This window comes from Burkholderia latens (assembly GCF_001718795.1).
GTDB classification, from domain to species: Bacteria; Pseudomonadota; Gammaproteobacteria; order Burkholderiales; family Burkholderiaceae; genus Burkholderia; species Burkholderia latens_A.
In genome coordinates, this window is the sequence record NZ_CP013435.1 from 2,187,807 (window position 1) to 2,203,081 (window position 15,275).

The window sequence follows — 15,275 nt, forward strand, 5'->3', positions numbered from 1 at the left end:
GCGCCGCCCGCCCCGCCGCTGCTGCCGCCGCCGGCTCAAGCGCAGAACGCCTCGATCAGCGCGGCGATTTGTTCCGGCTGATCGTGATGAACCATGTGACCGGCATCCTCGACGAGCTTTTCGCGCCAGTCCGGGAACACCGCGAAGCGGGCCTTGAACTCCGGCAGCGGAATGTCGCCCGCGAGGTACGCGAGCGTCGGCGAATTGACCGCCTCGACGTGCAGCACCTTCGCGCGCACCTGCTTCCACACGGCCATCACCTCGTCGAGCCGGTACAGCTGCGGCCCCGCGATCTTGTGCGCCGGGTCCGCCAGCAGATGGTACTGGCCGTCGTCACCCCGCTTCGACCAGTGCGCGGCAAGAAATTCGGCCCGGTGCGGCGCGAGCCGCGGATTGGTCTTGATCAGCCGCGCCGCGACGTCGTCGAGCGACGCGTACGGACGCAGCACCGGCGGCTCGCGCAGTTCGTCGAGCCAGCCGCGCAGCCGTCGCGGCGCCTGCTCGGCCTTGGCGGGCGCAAGCCCGAATCCTTCGAGATCCACCACGCGCCGCACGCGCTCGGGCCGCGCACCCGCGTACAGGCACACGACGTTCGCGCCCATGCTGTGCCCGACCAGATTGACTTCGCCGGTCGGCGCATAGTGATCGATGAGCGCGTCGAGATCGCCGAGATATTCGTGAAACCAGTAATGCCCGCCGCCCCGCCGTGCGACCGGCCAGTCGGACAGGCCGAAGCCGCGCGCGTCCGGCGCGACCACCTGCCAGTCGCCCGCGAGCGCGTCCACGACGAACTGGAACGACGCCGCGACGTCCATCCAGCCATGCAGCATGAACAGCGTCGGCGCATCGGGCCGGCCCCAGCGGCGCACATGCAGCTTCACGCCGCGCACCGTGACGAAATCGGAAACAGAACTCGAGGCACTCATTTGCAGCCGCCAAAAAAAGAATGGTCGTTCGATTATAGCGGCGGCGCAGGCGATCCGGCGTCCGAGAGTCGAGAGCGCTCTCTAGCCATGGCGACTCGGCGACACGGCGGGCGCGAGCGTCGAGCGGACCAAGCCACGCCGAGGCGAGGCAGCGCCCGAACGGCGGTATCGCGGGCGTGTGCCGGCACGTCGAGACCGCAGCGTCTCGGCGGCCTAATCCGCCGCTTTGCCGTCGGCCGCGTCCTGCGCAGCAAGTTCGTCCAGTTCCGCCTGCTCGAATCCTGCCGTGCGGCGCGCATCGAAATTGAACGGGCCGCGCAGCCGCGGCGCGTGGTATCGCTCGGCAAGCTGACGGTAGGTCGATACCGGATCAAGGCCCGACGCGTCGCACAGATACCGGAACCAGCGGTTGCCGATCGCGACGTGGCCGATCTCGTCGCGCAGAATCACGTCGAGGATCGCCGCGGACGCATCGTCGCCTGCCTGCAACAGCCGCGCGCGGATCGGCGGCGATGCGTCGAGCCCGCGCGCCTCCAGCGTTCGCGGCACGAGCGCCATGCGCGCAAGCACGTCGCCCTTGGTCCGCTCGCACATTTCCCACAGTCCGTTGTGCGCGGGAAAATCGCCGTATGCGTGGCCGAACCCGTCGGCGAGTCGATCGGACAGCAGCGTGAAGTGATAGGCCTCCTCGGCCGCGACCTTGAGCCAGTCTGCATAGAATGCTTCGGGCATGCCCGCGAAGCGCCACACCGCGTCGAGCGCGAGATTGATCGCATTGAATTCGATATGCGCGAGCGCGTGCAGCAGCACCGCCCGCCCCGCGGGCGAACGCATGCTGCGCCGCTCGAGCTGGCGCGGTTCGACGAGCGGCGGGCGTATCGGCCGCCCCGGCAGCCCCGCGGGTTCGTCCAGCCCGAGCGCCGGCGCAATCGCGGCCTGCCCGGCCAGCCATGCGTCGTACAGCGCACGCACCTGTGCGGCCTTCGCGGCCGGCGCCGACATCCGCAGCGCGTCGAGCGCGGCGCGCCGCACGCACACCTGCACGGCAGGGAAAGAAGAAGACTCCATGCTCATCGAACGTGACACCGCGCGCGCCTCGCGGGAACGCATGCACGCGACGGTTTACAATATGCGTTTGTGCCGCAACGCGATGCGCACGGCACGCCAGACGCGCCATTCTACCGGCGCCCACCATCGAAGAGACCAGGAGACTCCGTGACGATCTACAAACTGGGCGATACGGCCCCGACGATCCACGAAAGCGTATTCGTCGCCGATACGGCGGCCATCATCGGCAAGGTCGTGCTCGACGAAAACGCGAGCGTATGGTTCGGTGCGACGATTCGCGGCGACAACGAGACGATCACGGTGGGTGCGGGCAGCAACGTCCAGGAAGGCGCAGTCCTGCACACGGACCCCGGGTTTCCTCTGACGATTGCCGAAAACGTGACGATCGGGCACCAGGCAATGCTGCACGGCTGCACGATCGGCGAGGGGTCGCTGATCGGAATTCAGGCGGTGGTCTTGAATGGCGCGGTGATCGGCCGCAACTGTCTGGTTGGTGCCGGCGCGGTCGTGACGGAAGGCAAGACGTTCCCGGACAATTCGCTGATTCTCGGCGCCCCGGCGAAAGTCGTGCGCGAGCTGTCGGCCGACGACATCGCGCGGCTGCGCGCAAACGCAAAGACGTACGTCGAGCGGCGTGCGCATTTCAAGGAGCAACTCGTGCGGATCGGATGATTCGCGCGGATTTCAAGGAACAAGAGTGAGCGACCAGTTACAGAAATTCATGTTCAATTCGGCACCCGTGCGCGGCGAGATCGTGTCGCTGCGCAACACGTGGCAAGAGGTGCTTTCCCGCCGCGACTACCCTGCTCCGGTGCGCACGGTGCTCGGCGAGATGATGGCCGCGTGCGCGCTGCTGTCGGCGAACCTGAAATTTCACGGCACCCTGATCATGCAGATCTTCGGCGACGGGCCGGTCCAGATGCTGGTCGTCCAGTGCAACTCGGACTTGTCGATGCGCGCGACGGCCAAGTTCGCCGGCGATGCCGCGCAGACGATCGGCGACGATACGCACTTTGCGACGCTCGTCAACGCGAGCGGCCACGGCCGTTGCGTGATTACGCTCGACCCGGCGGAAAAGCTGCCGGGCCAGCAGCCATATCAGGGGATCGTGCCGCTGAACGGCGTGGACGGGCCGCTGGAGTCGGTGTCGCAGGTGCTCGAGCACTACATGCACCATTCCGAGCAGCTCGACACCCGCCTGTGGCTCGCGGCCGACCGCGACCGTGCGGTCGGCATGCTGCTGCAAAAGCTGCCGGGCGACGGCGGCATCGTGCCGCGCAACGCCGAGACCGACGCCGACACCTGGGAGCGCGTCTGCACGCTCGGCAGCACGCTGTCCGCGAAGGAACTGCTCGAGGTCGAGCCGGAAGTCGTGTTCCGCCGCCTCTTCTGGCAAGAAAACGTGCAGCACTTCGATCCCGCCGGTACGCGTTTTCAGTGCTCGTGCTCGCGCGAGAAGGTCGGCGCGATGCTGCGCATGCTCGGCCGCGAAGAAGTCGACAGCGTGATCGTCGAGCGCGGTCATGTCGAGATCCACTGCGAGTTCTGCAACCAGCGCTACGAGTTCGATCCCGTCGACGTCGCGCAATTGTTCGCCGCACCGGAACTCGCGACCGGGATCACGCCCGCGACCGATCAGCGCCATTGAGCCGCGCGCCCGTGTCGCGAAGCTGGCGCGGGCGCATAATGGCGCACAAGCGTCGCACGTACGGCTTGCGCGCCGCGGGCCCGGCCTTCGGCGCAAGCCGCTTCGCGCTGGCGGCGCGCTGCTGGAGAAACAGATGAATCGCCCGTTCCGCACTCTCGTCCTGACCAGCGTCGCAGCCGGCATGCTGGCGCTCACCGGCTGCGCGGTGCAGCCGCCTTCGTCGACGATCCTGAGCCGCCTGCCCGAAGCCGGTACGTCGGGCGGCCAGCCGCCCGCCCTGTCGAGCGCCGAGCGCAAACGCTACGACGAAATCGACCGGCAGGTGCTGCGCGAGCAGAACGATGCGATGGCGGCGGAAGCTGCCGCGCGCGCATGGTCGTATTACGCGCCGCCGCCGGTGACGGTATACGGCGGTTATTACAGCGGCGGCTGGGGCAACCGGTGGGGCACCGGCATCGGCTATGGCTATCCGGGCTGGTGGTGGTGATGCGCCGCCGCGTCGGCAGATCCGATTGACGACTGCGAGGAAATAAAAAAGCGCGGTATTTCCCGCGCTCGTTGAATGGTTCGGACTGCCGCTCAGTGATGCGCGGTCTTGCCTTTGTCGCCGCCGTGATGCCGCGACGGCTTCGCGATCGATTGCGGGTTCGGCACGACGCGCACGGGCGCCGCGGACACTGCACCGCGCGTCGACGTATTCGACGGCGTGTTGCTCAGCGGCGCAGCCGGCGCATTCGGCGACACGAACTGCACGAATACTTCGCCGTCCTTCACCATCCCCATCTCGTAACGTGCGCGCTCCTCGATCGCGGCGGTACCGCTCTGCAGATCCTGAACCTCGCCAGCGATCCGCTCGTTGCGCAGCTTCTCGTCCGCGTTCTTCTGCAACTGATCGCCGAGCTGCTGGCGCAATTCGTGCACCCGCAGCCAGCCGCCGTGTCCCCACCATAGGGGGTACTGAATGAGCGCCAGCAAGGCAATCAGGACGACAGTGACAAGCCGCATGTAGGAGACGCAGATATAAGAAGCGCCGCTCCGCGCGACATGCACAGAGCGGCGTCGAGATGACGAACCCGATAGTAGCGCGTTAGCGCAGGTTATAGAAAGCCGATTTGCCCGGGTAGCTCGCGATGTCGCCGAGATCTTCCTCGATGCGCAGCAGCTGGTTGTACTTCGAGATACGGTCGCTGCGCGACAGCGAACCCGTCTTGATCTGGCCGGCATTCAGGCCAACCGCGATGTCCGCGATCGTCGAATCTTCCGTTTCGCCCGAGCGATGCGAGATCACGGCGGTGTAGCCCGCGCGCTTCGCCATTTCGATCGCCGCGAACGTTTCGGTGAGCGTACCGATCTGGTTGATCTTGATCAGGATCGAGTTCGCGATGCCCTTCTCGATGCCTTCCTTCAGGATGCGCGTGTTCGTGACGAACAGGTCGTCGCCGACGAGCTGAACCTTCTTGCCCAGGCGCTCGGTCAGCAGCTTCCAGCCGTCCCAGTCACCTTCGTGCATGCCGTCTTCGATCGACACGATCGGGAACTTGTCGGCGAGCGTCGCGAGGTAGTCGGTGAATTCGGCCGACGACAGTTGCAGGCCTTCGCCAGCGAGCTGGTACTTGCCGTCGTGATAGAACTCGGATGCCGCGCAATCGAGCGCCAGCAGCACGTCTTCGCCCGCACGATAGCCGGCCTTCTCGATCGCCTGCAGGATCGTCGACAGGCACTCGTCGTTGCTGCCGAAATTCGGTGCGAAGCCGCCTTCGTCGCCGACTGCCGTGCTCATGCCGCGGTCGCTCAGGATCTTCTTCAGTGCGTGGAACACTTCCGCGCCGCAACGCAGTGCTTCACGGAACGTCGGCTGGCTCACCGGGACGATCATGAATTCCTGGATGTCGAGGCTGTTGTTCGCGTGCGCGCCGCCGTTGACGATGTTCATCATCGGAACCGGCAGTTGCATCGCGCCCGAGCCGCCGAAGTAGCGGTACAGCGGCAGGCCGGCTTCTTCAGCGGCTGCCTTCGCGACGGCCATCGACACGGCCAGCATCGCGTTCGCGCCGAGGCGCGACTTGTTGTCGGTGCCGTCCAGCTCGAGCAGCGTCTTGTCGAGGAACGCCTGTTCCGACGCGTCGAGGCCCATGATGGCTTCGGAGATCTCGGTGTTGATGTGCTCGACGGCCTTCAGCACGCCCTTGCCGTTGTAGCGGCCGGCTTCGCCGTCACGCAGTTCGATCGCTTCACGCGAGCCGGTGGACGCGCCCGACGGCACCGCCGCGCGGCCCATCGTGCCCGACTCGAGCAGCACGTCGCATTCGACGGTGGGGTTGCCGCGCGAATCCAGAATCTCGCGGCCGATGATATCTACGATTGCACTCATGGGTTTCCTCTGAGAATGACGATGGATTCTTCAAACTGCGGCGGCACGCGTGCCGCAACCGCTTTCGCTACTGACGCGCGAAGCCGCCGCAAGGTTCATTCGGTCTTTAATTGAAATCGTTTTCCAGGAACGGATTGCGCTTCACCGCCTGGTCGAGCGTGACGAGCGTCTCCAGCAGCGCACCCATCCGGTTCAGCGGCACCGCGTTCGGACCGTCGGACTTCGCTTCGGCCGGATTCGGATGCGTTTCCATGAACAGGCCCGCGACGCCCGTCGCCACCGCTGCACGCGCGAGCACCGGTACGAACTCGCGCTGGCCGCCCGAACTCGTGCCCTGCCCGCCCGGCAGCTGCACCGAGTGGGTCGCGTCGAACACCACCGGCGCGCCCGTCTCGCGCATGATCGCAAGCGAACGCATGTCGGACACGAGGTTGTTGTAGCCGAACGAGACGCCGCGTTCGCACGCCATGAAGCGGTCTTCCGACAGACCGGCTTCACGCGCGGCGTCGCGCGCCTTGTCGATCACGTTCTTCATGTCGTGCGGCGCAAGGAACTGGCCCTTCTTGATGTTGACGGGCTTGCCCGAGCGCGCGCATGCGTGGATGAAGTCGGTCTGACGGCACAGGAACGCCGGCGTCTGCAGCACGTCGACGACCGACGCGACCTGCTCGATCTCGTCGACCGAATGCACGTCGGTCAGCACCGGCAGGCCGAGCTGCCGCTTCACCTCGCCGAGGATCCGCAGCCCTTCGTCCATTCCGAGGCCGCGAAACGACTTGCCCGAGCTGCGATTCGCCTTGTCGTAGGACGACTTGTAGATGAACGGTACGTTCAGCTTCTCGCAGATCTCCTTCAGGCGGCCCGCCGTGTCGATCGTCATCTGCTCCGATTCGACGACGCAGGTACCCGCGATCAGGAAGAAAGGCTGGTCGAGACCGACCTCGAAATCGCACAGCTTCATGCTTTTGCTCCGCGCGCTTGCTGGTTGGCGAGCGCCGCTTCGACGAACGACTTGAACAGCGGATGACCGTCACGCGGCGTCGACGTGAATTCCGGGTGGAACTGGACACCGACGAACCACGGGTGCATCGAGCGCGGCAGCTCCATCATTTCCGGCAGATCCTCGCTCGGGGTACGGGCGCTGATGATAAGGCCGCCGGCTTCGAGCTGGGGCACGAAGCGGTTATTGACTTCATAACGGTGGCGATGGCGCTCGTTCACGTCCTTGCCGTAGATCTCTTCGGCCATCGTGCCCGGCTTGATCGGGCAGCGTTGCGAACCGAGGCGCATCGTGCCGCCGAGATCGGACTCCTCGCTGCGCGTCTCGACCTTGCCTTCGCGGTCGTACCATTCGGTGATCAGCGCGACCACGCGCTCCGGCGTGTCCGGATCGAACTCGGTGCTGTTCGCCTGCTTCAGGCCGACGACGTCGCGTGCGAATTCGATCACCGCGAGCTGCATGCCGAGGCAGATGCCGAGGTACGGCACCTTCGACTCGCGCGCATAGCGGATCGCAGCGATCTTGCCTTCCGTGCCGCGACGGCCGAAACCGCCCGGCACCAGCACGGCGTCGAGATGCTTCAGACTGTCGACACCGTTCGCCTCGAGTTCTTCCGAATCGATGTACTCGATGTTGACCTTGGTCGATGTGTGGATCGACGCATGGCGCAGCGCTTCGATCAGCGACTTGTACGACTCGGTCAGGTCGACGTACTTGCCGACCATGCCGATCGTGACTTCGTGCTTCGGGTTTTCCAGCTTCTCGACGAGCTCCGACCACATGCCGAGATCGGCGTCCTTCGGCGACAGCTTCAGTTCTTCGCAGATGATGCGGTCGAGGCCCTGATCGTGCAGCATCTGCGGAATCTTGTAGATGCTGTCGGCGTCCCACACCGAGATCACCGCGTCTTCCGGCACGTTCGAGAACATCGAGATCTTCTTCGATTCGTCGTCCGGGATGCGGCGGTCCGCACGGCACAGCAGCACGTGCGGCAGGATGCCGATCTCGCGCAGTTTCTGCACGCTGTGCTGGGTCGGCTTCGTCTTCAGCTCGCCCGCGGTCGCGACGTACGGCACGAGCGTCAGGTGCACGAAGCACGCGCTGTTGCGGCCGAGGCGCAGGCTCATCTGGCGCGCGGCCTCGAGGAATGGCAGCGACTCGATGTCGCCGACCGTGCCGCCGATCTCGACGATCGCGACGTCCGGTTCGCCGCAGGTGGCCGATGCCGCCCCGCGCTCGATGAACGCCTGGATTTCGTTCGTGATGTGCGGAATCACTTGCACGGTCTTGCCGAGATAGTCGCCGCGGCGTTCCTTGCGGATCACCGATTCGTAGATCTGGCCGGTCGTGAAGTTGTTGGCCTTGCGCATCTTCGTGCTGATGAAGCGCTCATAGTGGCCGAGGTCGAGGTCGGTCTCCGCTCCGTCTTCCGTCACGAACACTTCGCCGTGCTGGAACGGGCTCATCGTGCCGGGGTCGACGTTGATGTAGGGATCGAGTTTGAGGAGGGTGACTTTCAGACCGCGCGATTCGAGGATCGCGGCGAGAGAGGCGGCGGCAATACCCTTGCCGAGGGAAGAAACTACGCCGCCGGTGACGAAAACATATTTGGTCATCGCTGGATGCTCGCGGGAAAAACGGATTATACCGTAAAGCCCGCCCTTCTCTCAGCAATTGACGCGATGATCGCGCCCTTTCGCACCGTGCCGCGTCAGCCTTGCGCGGCCGGGGCGAACCGGCCGACCTGCGGCTGCAACCGCGCGCCGGTTGACGCGGCGCACCGGGCGCCGCTTCGCACCCCTGTCACGCCCGCTGCGCGAACACGGCGCCGTCGCGCGGCACGCCGGCCTCGGCCGCCTTCAGCGTATTCAGCATCCGCTGCAATGCGCGGGCCGTCTCGATCGGCCGCTCCATCGGGAACAGATGACTGCCCTCGATCCATTCGATGCGCCCGCGCGCGGCGCGGCGCGTCGCATCGAGCCCGACCTGCCGCACCTCGCGCGAACGCGTGCCGGCCAGGAAGCCGAGCGGCACCGGTGCACCGTGCGCGAGCCGCGGACCGAGCGTATGCGGCAGCGTCCGGTAGATCAGGTACTCGACCTGCCGGTCGAACGCGAGCGCGCGCGCGCCGTCCGCACCGGCCTGCGGAATCCCGTGGTCGATGTAGTCGGACAGCATTCGCTCGTCCCAGCGCGCGAACGCCGGCTTCTCGTGGAAGTGCCGCCAGGCTTCGTCGCGACTCGTCCAGCGCGTGCGCCGGTTGCGTGTCGCCGCCGCCGGCGACAACCGTTCGTCGAGCCCAGCCCACTGGCTCGCGCGCAGCGCGCGCGCCCGCCATCCCGCGATGATCGGCGAATCGATCATCACCACGCCGCGCACCCACTGCGGCTTTTTCAGCGCGGCCATCAGCGACAGGTAGCCGCCGAGCGAATGGCCGACGAGCCACACCGGACGCTCGTAGCGGCGGCCGATGTCGTCGAGCAACTGGTCGACGAGATGCGGCCAGTCGCGCGTCACCGGGTAGCGGCGATCGTGGCCGATCCGCTCGATGTAGCGCAGCTCGTAATCGTCTGCCAGCTCGGCGAAGATCGTCCGGTACGTCGACGCCGGAAAACCGTTCGCATGCGAGAAATGGATGATGTCCTTCAAACGCCGGTGTCTCCTTTGTCGGCGGAACCGCGTGCCGGTAATGGCTCCCGCCGCATGCTTCGCGGTTGGTCGAATGCCGCTGGCGCAATCCCGAGCCCGCCGTCGGTTATTCCGCAGCGCCAGCGCAGCCGTCACCGGTCCATCCAGTAGCGCCGCTGCGCATGCCGATAACGCTCGAACGCGAAACCGCCGCCTGCGGGCGCGACGTCGAACCGCACGGCGCCGTCGCGATCGGTGCGCGGCAGCGGAATCCCGCGCGCCGCGTAGCGCGCGAGGACCGTCCGGTGCGGATGCCCGAAGCGATTGCGATAGCCTACAGGAAATACCGCGACGCGCGGCCCGACCGAATCGAGGAAAGGCTCGACCGACGACGTGCGGCTGCCGTGATGCGGGACGACGAGGATCTGCGCGGCCAGCGCATCGCGTGCGTCGGCCACGAGCTGCCGCTCGGCGCGCGCGTCGATGTCGCCTGTCAGCAGCGCCGACGTACCGCCTGCGTCGATGCGAAGCACGCACGATCGTTCATTCGACCGACCCGCCGACGCGCGCGGCGGCCACAGCATCGTGAACGAGACGCCATCCCACGTCCACCGCTGCCCGGCCGCGCACGGGAGCCGATCGGCCACGCCGGCCGCTTCCGCGGCGCGCCACAGCCGGTGCCGCGGCGCAATGCCGGCAAGCAGCTGGCGTACGTCGGCCGCCGCATAAACGGCCTGCGCACCGCCCGCGTGATCGGCGTCCGCGTGGCTGAGCACGAGCGAATCCAGTGTGCGGATTCCGCGCGCACGCAACGACGGCGCGACGATCCGCGTACCGGCATGCGTCGATTCCGCCCCCGGCCCCGCGTCGAACAGCAGCGTCCGATTGGCGGTCTCGACCAGCACCGACGCGCCTTGCCCGACGTCGAGCACCGTCAAGCGAAAGCCGCCGTGCGGCGGCGTATCGGGTGCTGGCGCAACGAGCGGCAGCCACGTGAGCGGCGCAGCCCAGCGCAGCGGCCAGCCGCGCGGCATCAGCGCCCATCCGGCACCCGCGCAGGCCAGCGCCAGCGCGGGCCAGCCGGGCATGCGCAGCCAGAACACGCCGGCCGGCCAGTCGGCCAGGTGCCGCAGCAGCGCCATCATCGGTTCGAGCGCCGCATGCGCGAGCCGGAACGCATAACCGTCCAACGGCGCGGGCAATCCGATACCGGCCAGCACGACCGGCGTCACGACGGAACTGACCCACGGAATCGCGAACGCGTTGCCGAGCGGCCCCGACACCGAAATTTGCGAGAACCACGCGGCCGTGAGCGGCGCGAGACCGATCGTCACTGCGTACTGCACGCGCGTCGCGTCGGCGACTCGACGCCCGGCATGCGCGCACCATGCTGTCAGCCGCTTGCGGCGGGCATCTGCGGCGGCGCCGTCCGGACGCTCGCTGCCGTCGCTCACATGGTCTCCGTCGAATTCGCGCACCGCACGCCAGCCCGCGACCGCCATCAGAATCACCGCGACGGCGCCGAACGACAGCCAGAACCCGGCCGACAACACCGCCCACGGATCGACGAGCAGCACGCCGCCAAGGGCCGCGCACAGCACCGCGGACGTCGGCACGCTGCGCCCCGCCAGATAAGCGGCCGCACCGGCCGCGATCATCCACCATGCACGCTGCGCCGGCACGTTGAAGCCGGCGAGCGCCGCGTACGCGGCAGCGGCCGTCAGCGCGGCGACTGAGGCTACATAAGGCGCCGGCATCAGCAACGCCGCTGCATGTCCACGCCAGCGCAGGCGCCGCCAGGCCATTGATGCGATCCCGCCGGCGAGCGCGCCGACGAGCCCGACATGCAGCCCCGAGATCGCGACCAGATGACTGGTGCCCGTATTGCGCAGCACGCGCCAGTCGTCGTCGCCGATCCCGGATTGATCGCCAACCGCGAGCGCGGCCACGATGCCGCGATGAGGCGCGTCGCTGCCGAGCGCTGCGCCGATGCGCCTGCGCAGCACGTCGCGCGACCGATCGATCGACGCACGCCATCCCGATGCGCGCGCGTCGAGCAGTTGCGCCCGCTCGGGTGCGACGACGTAGCCGGTCGCCCGGATTCCGGCGGCAAGCCACGCTGCCTCGCTGTCGCGCACGAAGGGATTCGCCTCTGCATGCGGACGCTTCAGGCGCACGACCAGACGCCAGCGCTGGGCCGCTCGCAAATCCGGCATCGCATCGCGAGCGGCGGATGCACCGTACGTGCGCCACGACAAGCGGATCAGCGGAGGAAAGCGGGCCAGCCCGGCCTCGTTCGATTCGACCGCGAACAGCATTCGCGCACCGGCGTCGTCGATGGCGGGCAATCCGCGAATCACTCCAGTGATAACGATGTCGCGCCCTTCCCGTTCGACGGGCAGGCTGTCGCGGAGCCGCCATTCGGCGCGCGCGGCTGCATAGCCGAATCCGATCGCGCACGCGGCGCTTGCACACAGCATCCAGCGCAGCACGACGATCGTGCGGGTGCGCGGGCGCCGCGCACCCCCTGCGAGCAACACGCCACATCCCGCAAGCATCACCGCACCGCATGCCCAAGCGCCCACGCCCGGCAACGCCGCCTGCCGCTGCAGCACGACGACGCCGAGTGCGAACGCGATCCAGCCCACGCGCATCGCGCCTCCTCGTCGACCCGGCGCCGCCGTGGTCGGGGCGGCGCATTCCGGCAACGATTATGCGGACGAAAGTGCGAGGCGCGGCAGCGCGGCGCGCGCGTTAGCCGTTGTGGATAGGGATAGCGCGTGCGTGTCGATCCCGCGCAGTTCCGCGAGGACGGCACCGATGCGCGGCACCTGGTCGGGCGCATTGCGCGATTTGTACGCCCATTCGGGCGCGATGTCGGGAGCATCCGTCTCGACGACGATCGCATCGAGCGGCAACTGTTCCGCGAGCCGGCGAATCTGCCGCGCGCGTTCGAACGTCACGTTGCCGCCGAAGCCGAGATGCAGCCCCTGCGCGAGATACGCGTCGGCCTGCTGGAAACTGCCGTTGAACGCGTGCGCGATGCCGCGCCGCACGCCGAAGCGGCGCAGCCCGGCGAGCACACGGTCCTGCGACTTGCGCACGTGGCACAGCACCGGCAAATCGAATTCGCGCGCGAGCCGCAGCTGCCCCTGATAGAAAAACTGCTGCCGGCCTTCGTCGAGGCCCGGCACGAAGTAATCGAGACCGATTTCGCCGATCGCGACGAAACGCGGATCGTCGAGGCTCGCCTCGATTTCCATCCGCAAGCGGTCGAGATCCTCGTCGCGCGCGTGCGGCGTAAACATCGGGTGAATGCCGAGCGCATAGACCGCGCCCGGCGTGCGCTGCGCCAGTTCGCGCACCGTCGTGAAATTGTCGCGCCCGACGCTCGGGATCACGATGCACGACACACCGGCCGCGCGCGCCGCGTGGGCGACCGCGTCGCGGTCGGCGTCGAATTCGGCTGCATCGAGATGGCAATGCGTATCGATCCACATGGGCGGCTTTCCTGCGCGCCCGCCGCGCCACCCGGCTTCACCGGGCGGCGCGGCGAACGCCTTCGTTCACACCGGCAGCGCCGGCTCCTCGTGGAGCACGCCGTCGCGCAAGCGCATGATGCGGTCGCAGCGCGCGGCAAGCTCGGGATCGTGCGTGACGATCACGAAGCTCGTTTCGAGCGTCTCCGACAGTTCGAGCATCAGGTTGAACACCGTGTCGGCCGTCGAGCCGTCGAGGTTGCCGGTCGGCTCGTCGGCAAGCACGCACGCCGGCTTCGTCACCAGCGCGCGCGCGATCGCGACGCGCTGCCGCTCACCGCCCGACAGCTCGCCCGGCCGATGCTTCGCACGCGGGCCGAGACCGACACGCTCGAGCATCGCCTGTGCCTGCGCGCGCGCGTCGTCGGTCGTCATCCGGCGGATGCGCAGCGGCATCGCGACGTTGTCCAGCGCGGTGAATTCCGGCAGCAGGTGATGGAACTGGTAGACGAACCCGAGCGCCCGGTTGCGCAGTTCGTTGCGCTCACGCTCGGCGAGCTGCGTGAACGGCTTGCCGAGCAGCGACACCTCGCCGGCGCTCGGCTCGTCGAGGCCGCCCAGCACGTGCAGCAACGTGCTCTTGCCGGAGCCCGACGCGCCGACGACCGCGAGCTTCTCGCCGCGCCGCACCGTCAGCTCGGCGTTGTTGAGCACCTGCACGTTGAAGCCGCCCTGCACGAACGCCTTCGTGATCCCGCGCGCCTGAAGCACGTATTCCTGCATACCTGCCGAATCCTGTCTGATGGGTTGTCGTGAATCCGCGAATGCGGTCGCGCGGTCATTCATAGCGAAGCGCCTCCGCCGGTTTCACCTTCGCGCCGCGCCAGCTCGGATAGAGCGTCGCCACGGCCGACAGCGCGAACGCGATCAGGCCGATCTTGATCACGTCGCCCGCGACGAGCTCGGACGGCAGCTCGCTGATGAAGTAGACGGACGGCGGCAGAAACTGCACGCCGAACAGATGCTCGATCATCGGAATCAGCCACGGGATGCTCCATGCGATCAGGCAGCCGAGCGCGACGCCGGACGCGGTGCCGACGAAGCCGATCGTCACGCCCTGCACGACGAAGATCTTCATGATCGAGCCCGGCTGCGCGCCGAGCGTGCGCAGGATCGCGATGTCGGCCTGCTTGTTGGTCACCGTCATCACGAGCGACGACACGAGGTTGAACGCCGCGACCGCGATGATCAGCGTGAGGATGATGAACATCATCCGCTTCTCGATCTGCACGGCCGAAAACCAGGTCTTGTTCTGCTGGGTCCAGTCGCGGATGTACAGGCTGCCCGACAGCGTGTGCGACAGCTCGACCGCGACCTGCGGCGCCTTCTGCATGTCCGTGAGCCGCAGCCGCACGCCGGTCGGCGCGGACATCCGGAACAGCGCCTCCGCGTCGCGGATGTTGATCATCGCGAGCGTGCTGTCGTATTCGTAGTGTCCTGACTCGAACACGCCGACGACCGTGAACTGCTTGAGCCGCGGCATCATCCCGGCCGGCGTGATCGTGCCTTCGGGCGCCACCAGCGTGACCTTGTCGCCGACCGTCACGCCGAGATTGCCGGCCAGCGCATCGCCGAGCACGATGCCGAACTGACCGGGCACGAGCGCGGCGAGCTGGCCAGCCTTCATGTCCTTGCCGATGTCCGACACCTGCGGCTCGAGCGACGGCTCGACGCCGCGCAGCATCACGCCGTTCACCGCGTCCTGGCGCGTGAGCAGCGCCTGGGCGTCGACGTACGGCGCCGCGCCGATCACCGACGGATTGCGGCGCGCCTCCTGCGCGGTCAATTGCCAGTCGGGCATCGAGCCTGTCGGCGAGAAAACCTCGACGTGCGCGAGCACGGACAGCATGCGGTCGCGCACTTCCTTCTGGAAGCCGTTCATCACGGAAAGCACGACGATCAGCGCGGCGACACCGAGTGCGATGCCGAGCATCGACACGAGCGCGATGAAGGAAATGAAGCCGTTGCCGGTCGTGCGTTTGCCGGCGCGCGTGTAGCGCCAGCCGATCTGCCATTCGTACGGAAGTTTCAAGCGAATCCTTTCTGCTGGTTACGGCGGGGAAGGCGGCCCGCGGCCGGCCGCCCGGGCGCGGTC

Annotated in this window: 14 protein-coding genes; 3 read left to right on the top strand and 11 right to left on the bottom strand. The window is 67.3% G+C overall.

Translation table 11 applies throughout. The features are described 5' to 3' along the window. Window positions 1-35 precede the first annotated feature (35 nt). Both WK25_RS10180 and WK25_RS10185 read right to left on the bottom strand, forming a co-directional pair. Window positions 36-926, bottom strand: coding sequence for an alpha/beta fold hydrolase (locus tag WK25_RS10180; protein ID WP_069241532.1), 891 nt, complete (start codon window positions 924-926; stop codon window positions 36-38). 213 nt (window positions 927-1,139) lie between these two features. After that, a complete protein-coding gene (locus WK25_RS10185) occupies window positions 1,140-2,000 on the bottom strand; it encodes a ferritin-like domain-containing protein (protein ID WP_069241974.1) in 861 nt (286 codons plus the stop codon). A 141-nt stretch (window positions 2,001-2,141) separates the two neighbouring features. Between WK25_RS10185 and WK25_RS10190 the strand changes: the two genes are divergently transcribed. From WK25_RS10190 to WK25_RS10200, 3 genes are all read left to right on the top strand, one after another. Continuing rightward, window positions 2,142-2,666, top strand: coding sequence for a gamma carbonic anhydrase family protein (locus WK25_RS10190; RefSeq protein WP_040144554.1), 525 nt, complete (start codon window positions 2,142-2,144; stop codon window positions 2,664-2,666). Between the two features lie 25 nt (window positions 2,667-2,691). After that, a complete protein-coding gene (gene hslO, locus WK25_RS10195; protein ID WP_040144555.1) occupies window positions 2,692-3,642 on the top strand; it encodes an Hsp33 family molecular chaperone HslO in 951 nt (316 codons plus the stop codon). A gap of 133 nt (window positions 3,643-3,775) precedes the next feature. Beyond that, window positions 3,776-4,129, top strand: coding sequence for a hypothetical protein (locus WK25_RS10200; protein ID WP_059546111.1), 354 nt, complete (start codon window positions 3,776-3,778; stop codon window positions 4,127-4,129). Between the two features lie 92 nt (window positions 4,130-4,221). Here WK25_RS10200 and ftsB read toward each other — a convergent pair whose 3' ends face one another. The 9 genes from ftsB to WK25_RS10245 form a co-directional block, all read right to left on the bottom strand. Then, a complete protein-coding gene (gene ftsB, locus WK25_RS10205; protein WP_040144557.1) occupies window positions 4,222-4,647 on the bottom strand; it encodes a cell division protein FtsB in 426 nt (141 codons plus the stop codon). Window positions 4,648-4,729: 82 nt separating this feature from the next. Then, complete coding sequence (gene eno / locus WK25_RS10210) at window positions 4,730-6,013, bottom strand: phosphopyruvate hydratase (RefSeq protein WP_011885396.1); 1,284 nt, start codon at window positions 6,011-6,013, stop codon at window positions 4,730-4,732. A gap of 106 nt (window positions 6,014-6,119) precedes the next feature. Further along, entirely contained in the window at window positions 6,120-6,974 is an 855-nt protein-coding gene (gene kdsA, locus WK25_RS10215) for a 3-deoxy-8-phosphooctulonate synthase (RefSeq protein WP_069241533.1), read from the bottom strand. Continuing rightward, window positions 6,971-8,629: a CTP synthase gene (locus tag WK25_RS10220; RefSeq protein ID WP_040144559.1), complete on the bottom strand. Its 1,659-nt coding sequence runs from the start codon at window positions 8,627-8,629 to the stop codon at window positions 6,971-6,973. Before WK25_RS10220 ends, kdsA begins: the two co-directional genes overlap by 4 nt. A gap of 187 nt (window positions 8,630-8,816) precedes the next feature. Then, window positions 8,817-9,662, bottom strand: coding sequence for an alpha/beta hydrolase (locus WK25_RS10225; protein ID WP_040144560.1), 846 nt, complete (start codon window positions 9,660-9,662; stop codon window positions 8,817-8,819). 131 nt (window positions 9,663-9,793) lie between these two features. Continuing rightward, the gene (locus tag WK25_RS10230; RefSeq protein ID WP_069241534.1) at window positions 9,794-12,295 is read right to left on the bottom strand and encodes a DNA internalization-related competence protein ComEC/Rec2; all 2,502 of its coding nucleotides are present in this window, start codon (window positions 12,293-12,295) and stop codon (window positions 9,794-9,796) included. Between the two features lie 57 nt (window positions 12,296-12,352). Next, window positions 12,353-13,141, bottom strand: coding sequence for a TatD family hydrolase (locus WK25_RS10235; RefSeq protein WP_040144562.1), 789 nt, complete (start codon window positions 13,139-13,141; stop codon window positions 12,353-12,355). A 66-nt stretch (window positions 13,142-13,207) separates the two neighbouring features. Further along, entirely contained in the window at window positions 13,208-13,966 is a 759-nt protein-coding gene (lolD, locus tag WK25_RS10240; RefSeq protein WP_080294592.1) for a lipoprotein-releasing ABC transporter ATP-binding protein LolD, read from the bottom strand. Beyond that, window positions 13,959-15,212 carry a lipoprotein-releasing ABC transporter permease subunit gene (locus WK25_RS10245; RefSeq protein WP_040144564.1) on the bottom strand — a complete coding sequence of 418 codons (1,254 nt, stop codon included), beginning with the start codon at window positions 15,210-15,212 and terminating at the stop codon, window positions 13,959-13,961. Before WK25_RS10245 ends, lolD begins: the two co-directional genes overlap by 8 nt. Window positions 15,213-15,275: the final 63 nt, after the last annotated feature.

What these genes read in the sequence shown, in the direction of transcription:
- WK25_RS10200 (WP_059546111.1), top strand. Translation starts at nt 3,776, where the DNA reads ATGAATCGCCCGTTCCGCACTCTCGTCCTGACCAGCGTCGCAGCCGGC.
- WK25_RS10230 (WP_069241534.1), bottom strand. Translation starts at nt 12,295, where the DNA reads ATGCGCGTGGGCTGGATCGCGTTCGCACTCGGCGTCGTCGTGCTGCAG.
- eno (WP_011885396.1), bottom strand. Translation starts at nt 6,013, where the DNA reads ATGAGTGCAATCGTAGATATCATCGGCCGCGAGATTCTGGATTCGCGC.
- WK25_RS10185 (WP_069241974.1), bottom strand. Translation starts at nt 2,000, where the DNA reads ATGAGCATGGAGTCTTCTTCTTTCCCTGCCGTGCAGGTGTGCGTGCGG.
- WK25_RS10220 (WP_040144559.1), bottom strand. Translation starts at nt 8,629, where the DNA reads ATGACCAAATATGTTTTCGTCACCGGCGGCGTAGTTTCTTCCCTCGGC.
- lolD (WP_080294592.1), bottom strand. Translation starts at nt 13,966, where the DNA reads ATGAATGACCGCGCGACCGCATTCGCGGATTCACGACAACCCATCAGA.
- WK25_RS10180 (WP_069241532.1), bottom strand. Translation starts at nt 926, where the DNA reads ATGAGTGCCTCGAGTTCTGTTTCCGATTTCGTCACGGTGCGCGGCGTG.
- kdsA (WP_069241533.1), bottom strand. Translation starts at nt 6,974, where the DNA reads ATGAAGCTGTGCGATTTCGAGGTCGGTCTCGACCAGCCTTTCTTCCTG.
- ftsB (WP_040144557.1), bottom strand. Translation starts at nt 4,647, where the DNA reads ATGCGGCTTGTCACTGTCGTCCTGATTGCCTTGCTGGCGCTCATTCAG.
- WK25_RS10235 (WP_040144562.1), bottom strand. Translation starts at nt 13,141, where the DNA reads ATGTGGATCGATACGCATTGCCATCTCGATGCAGCCGAATTCGACGCC.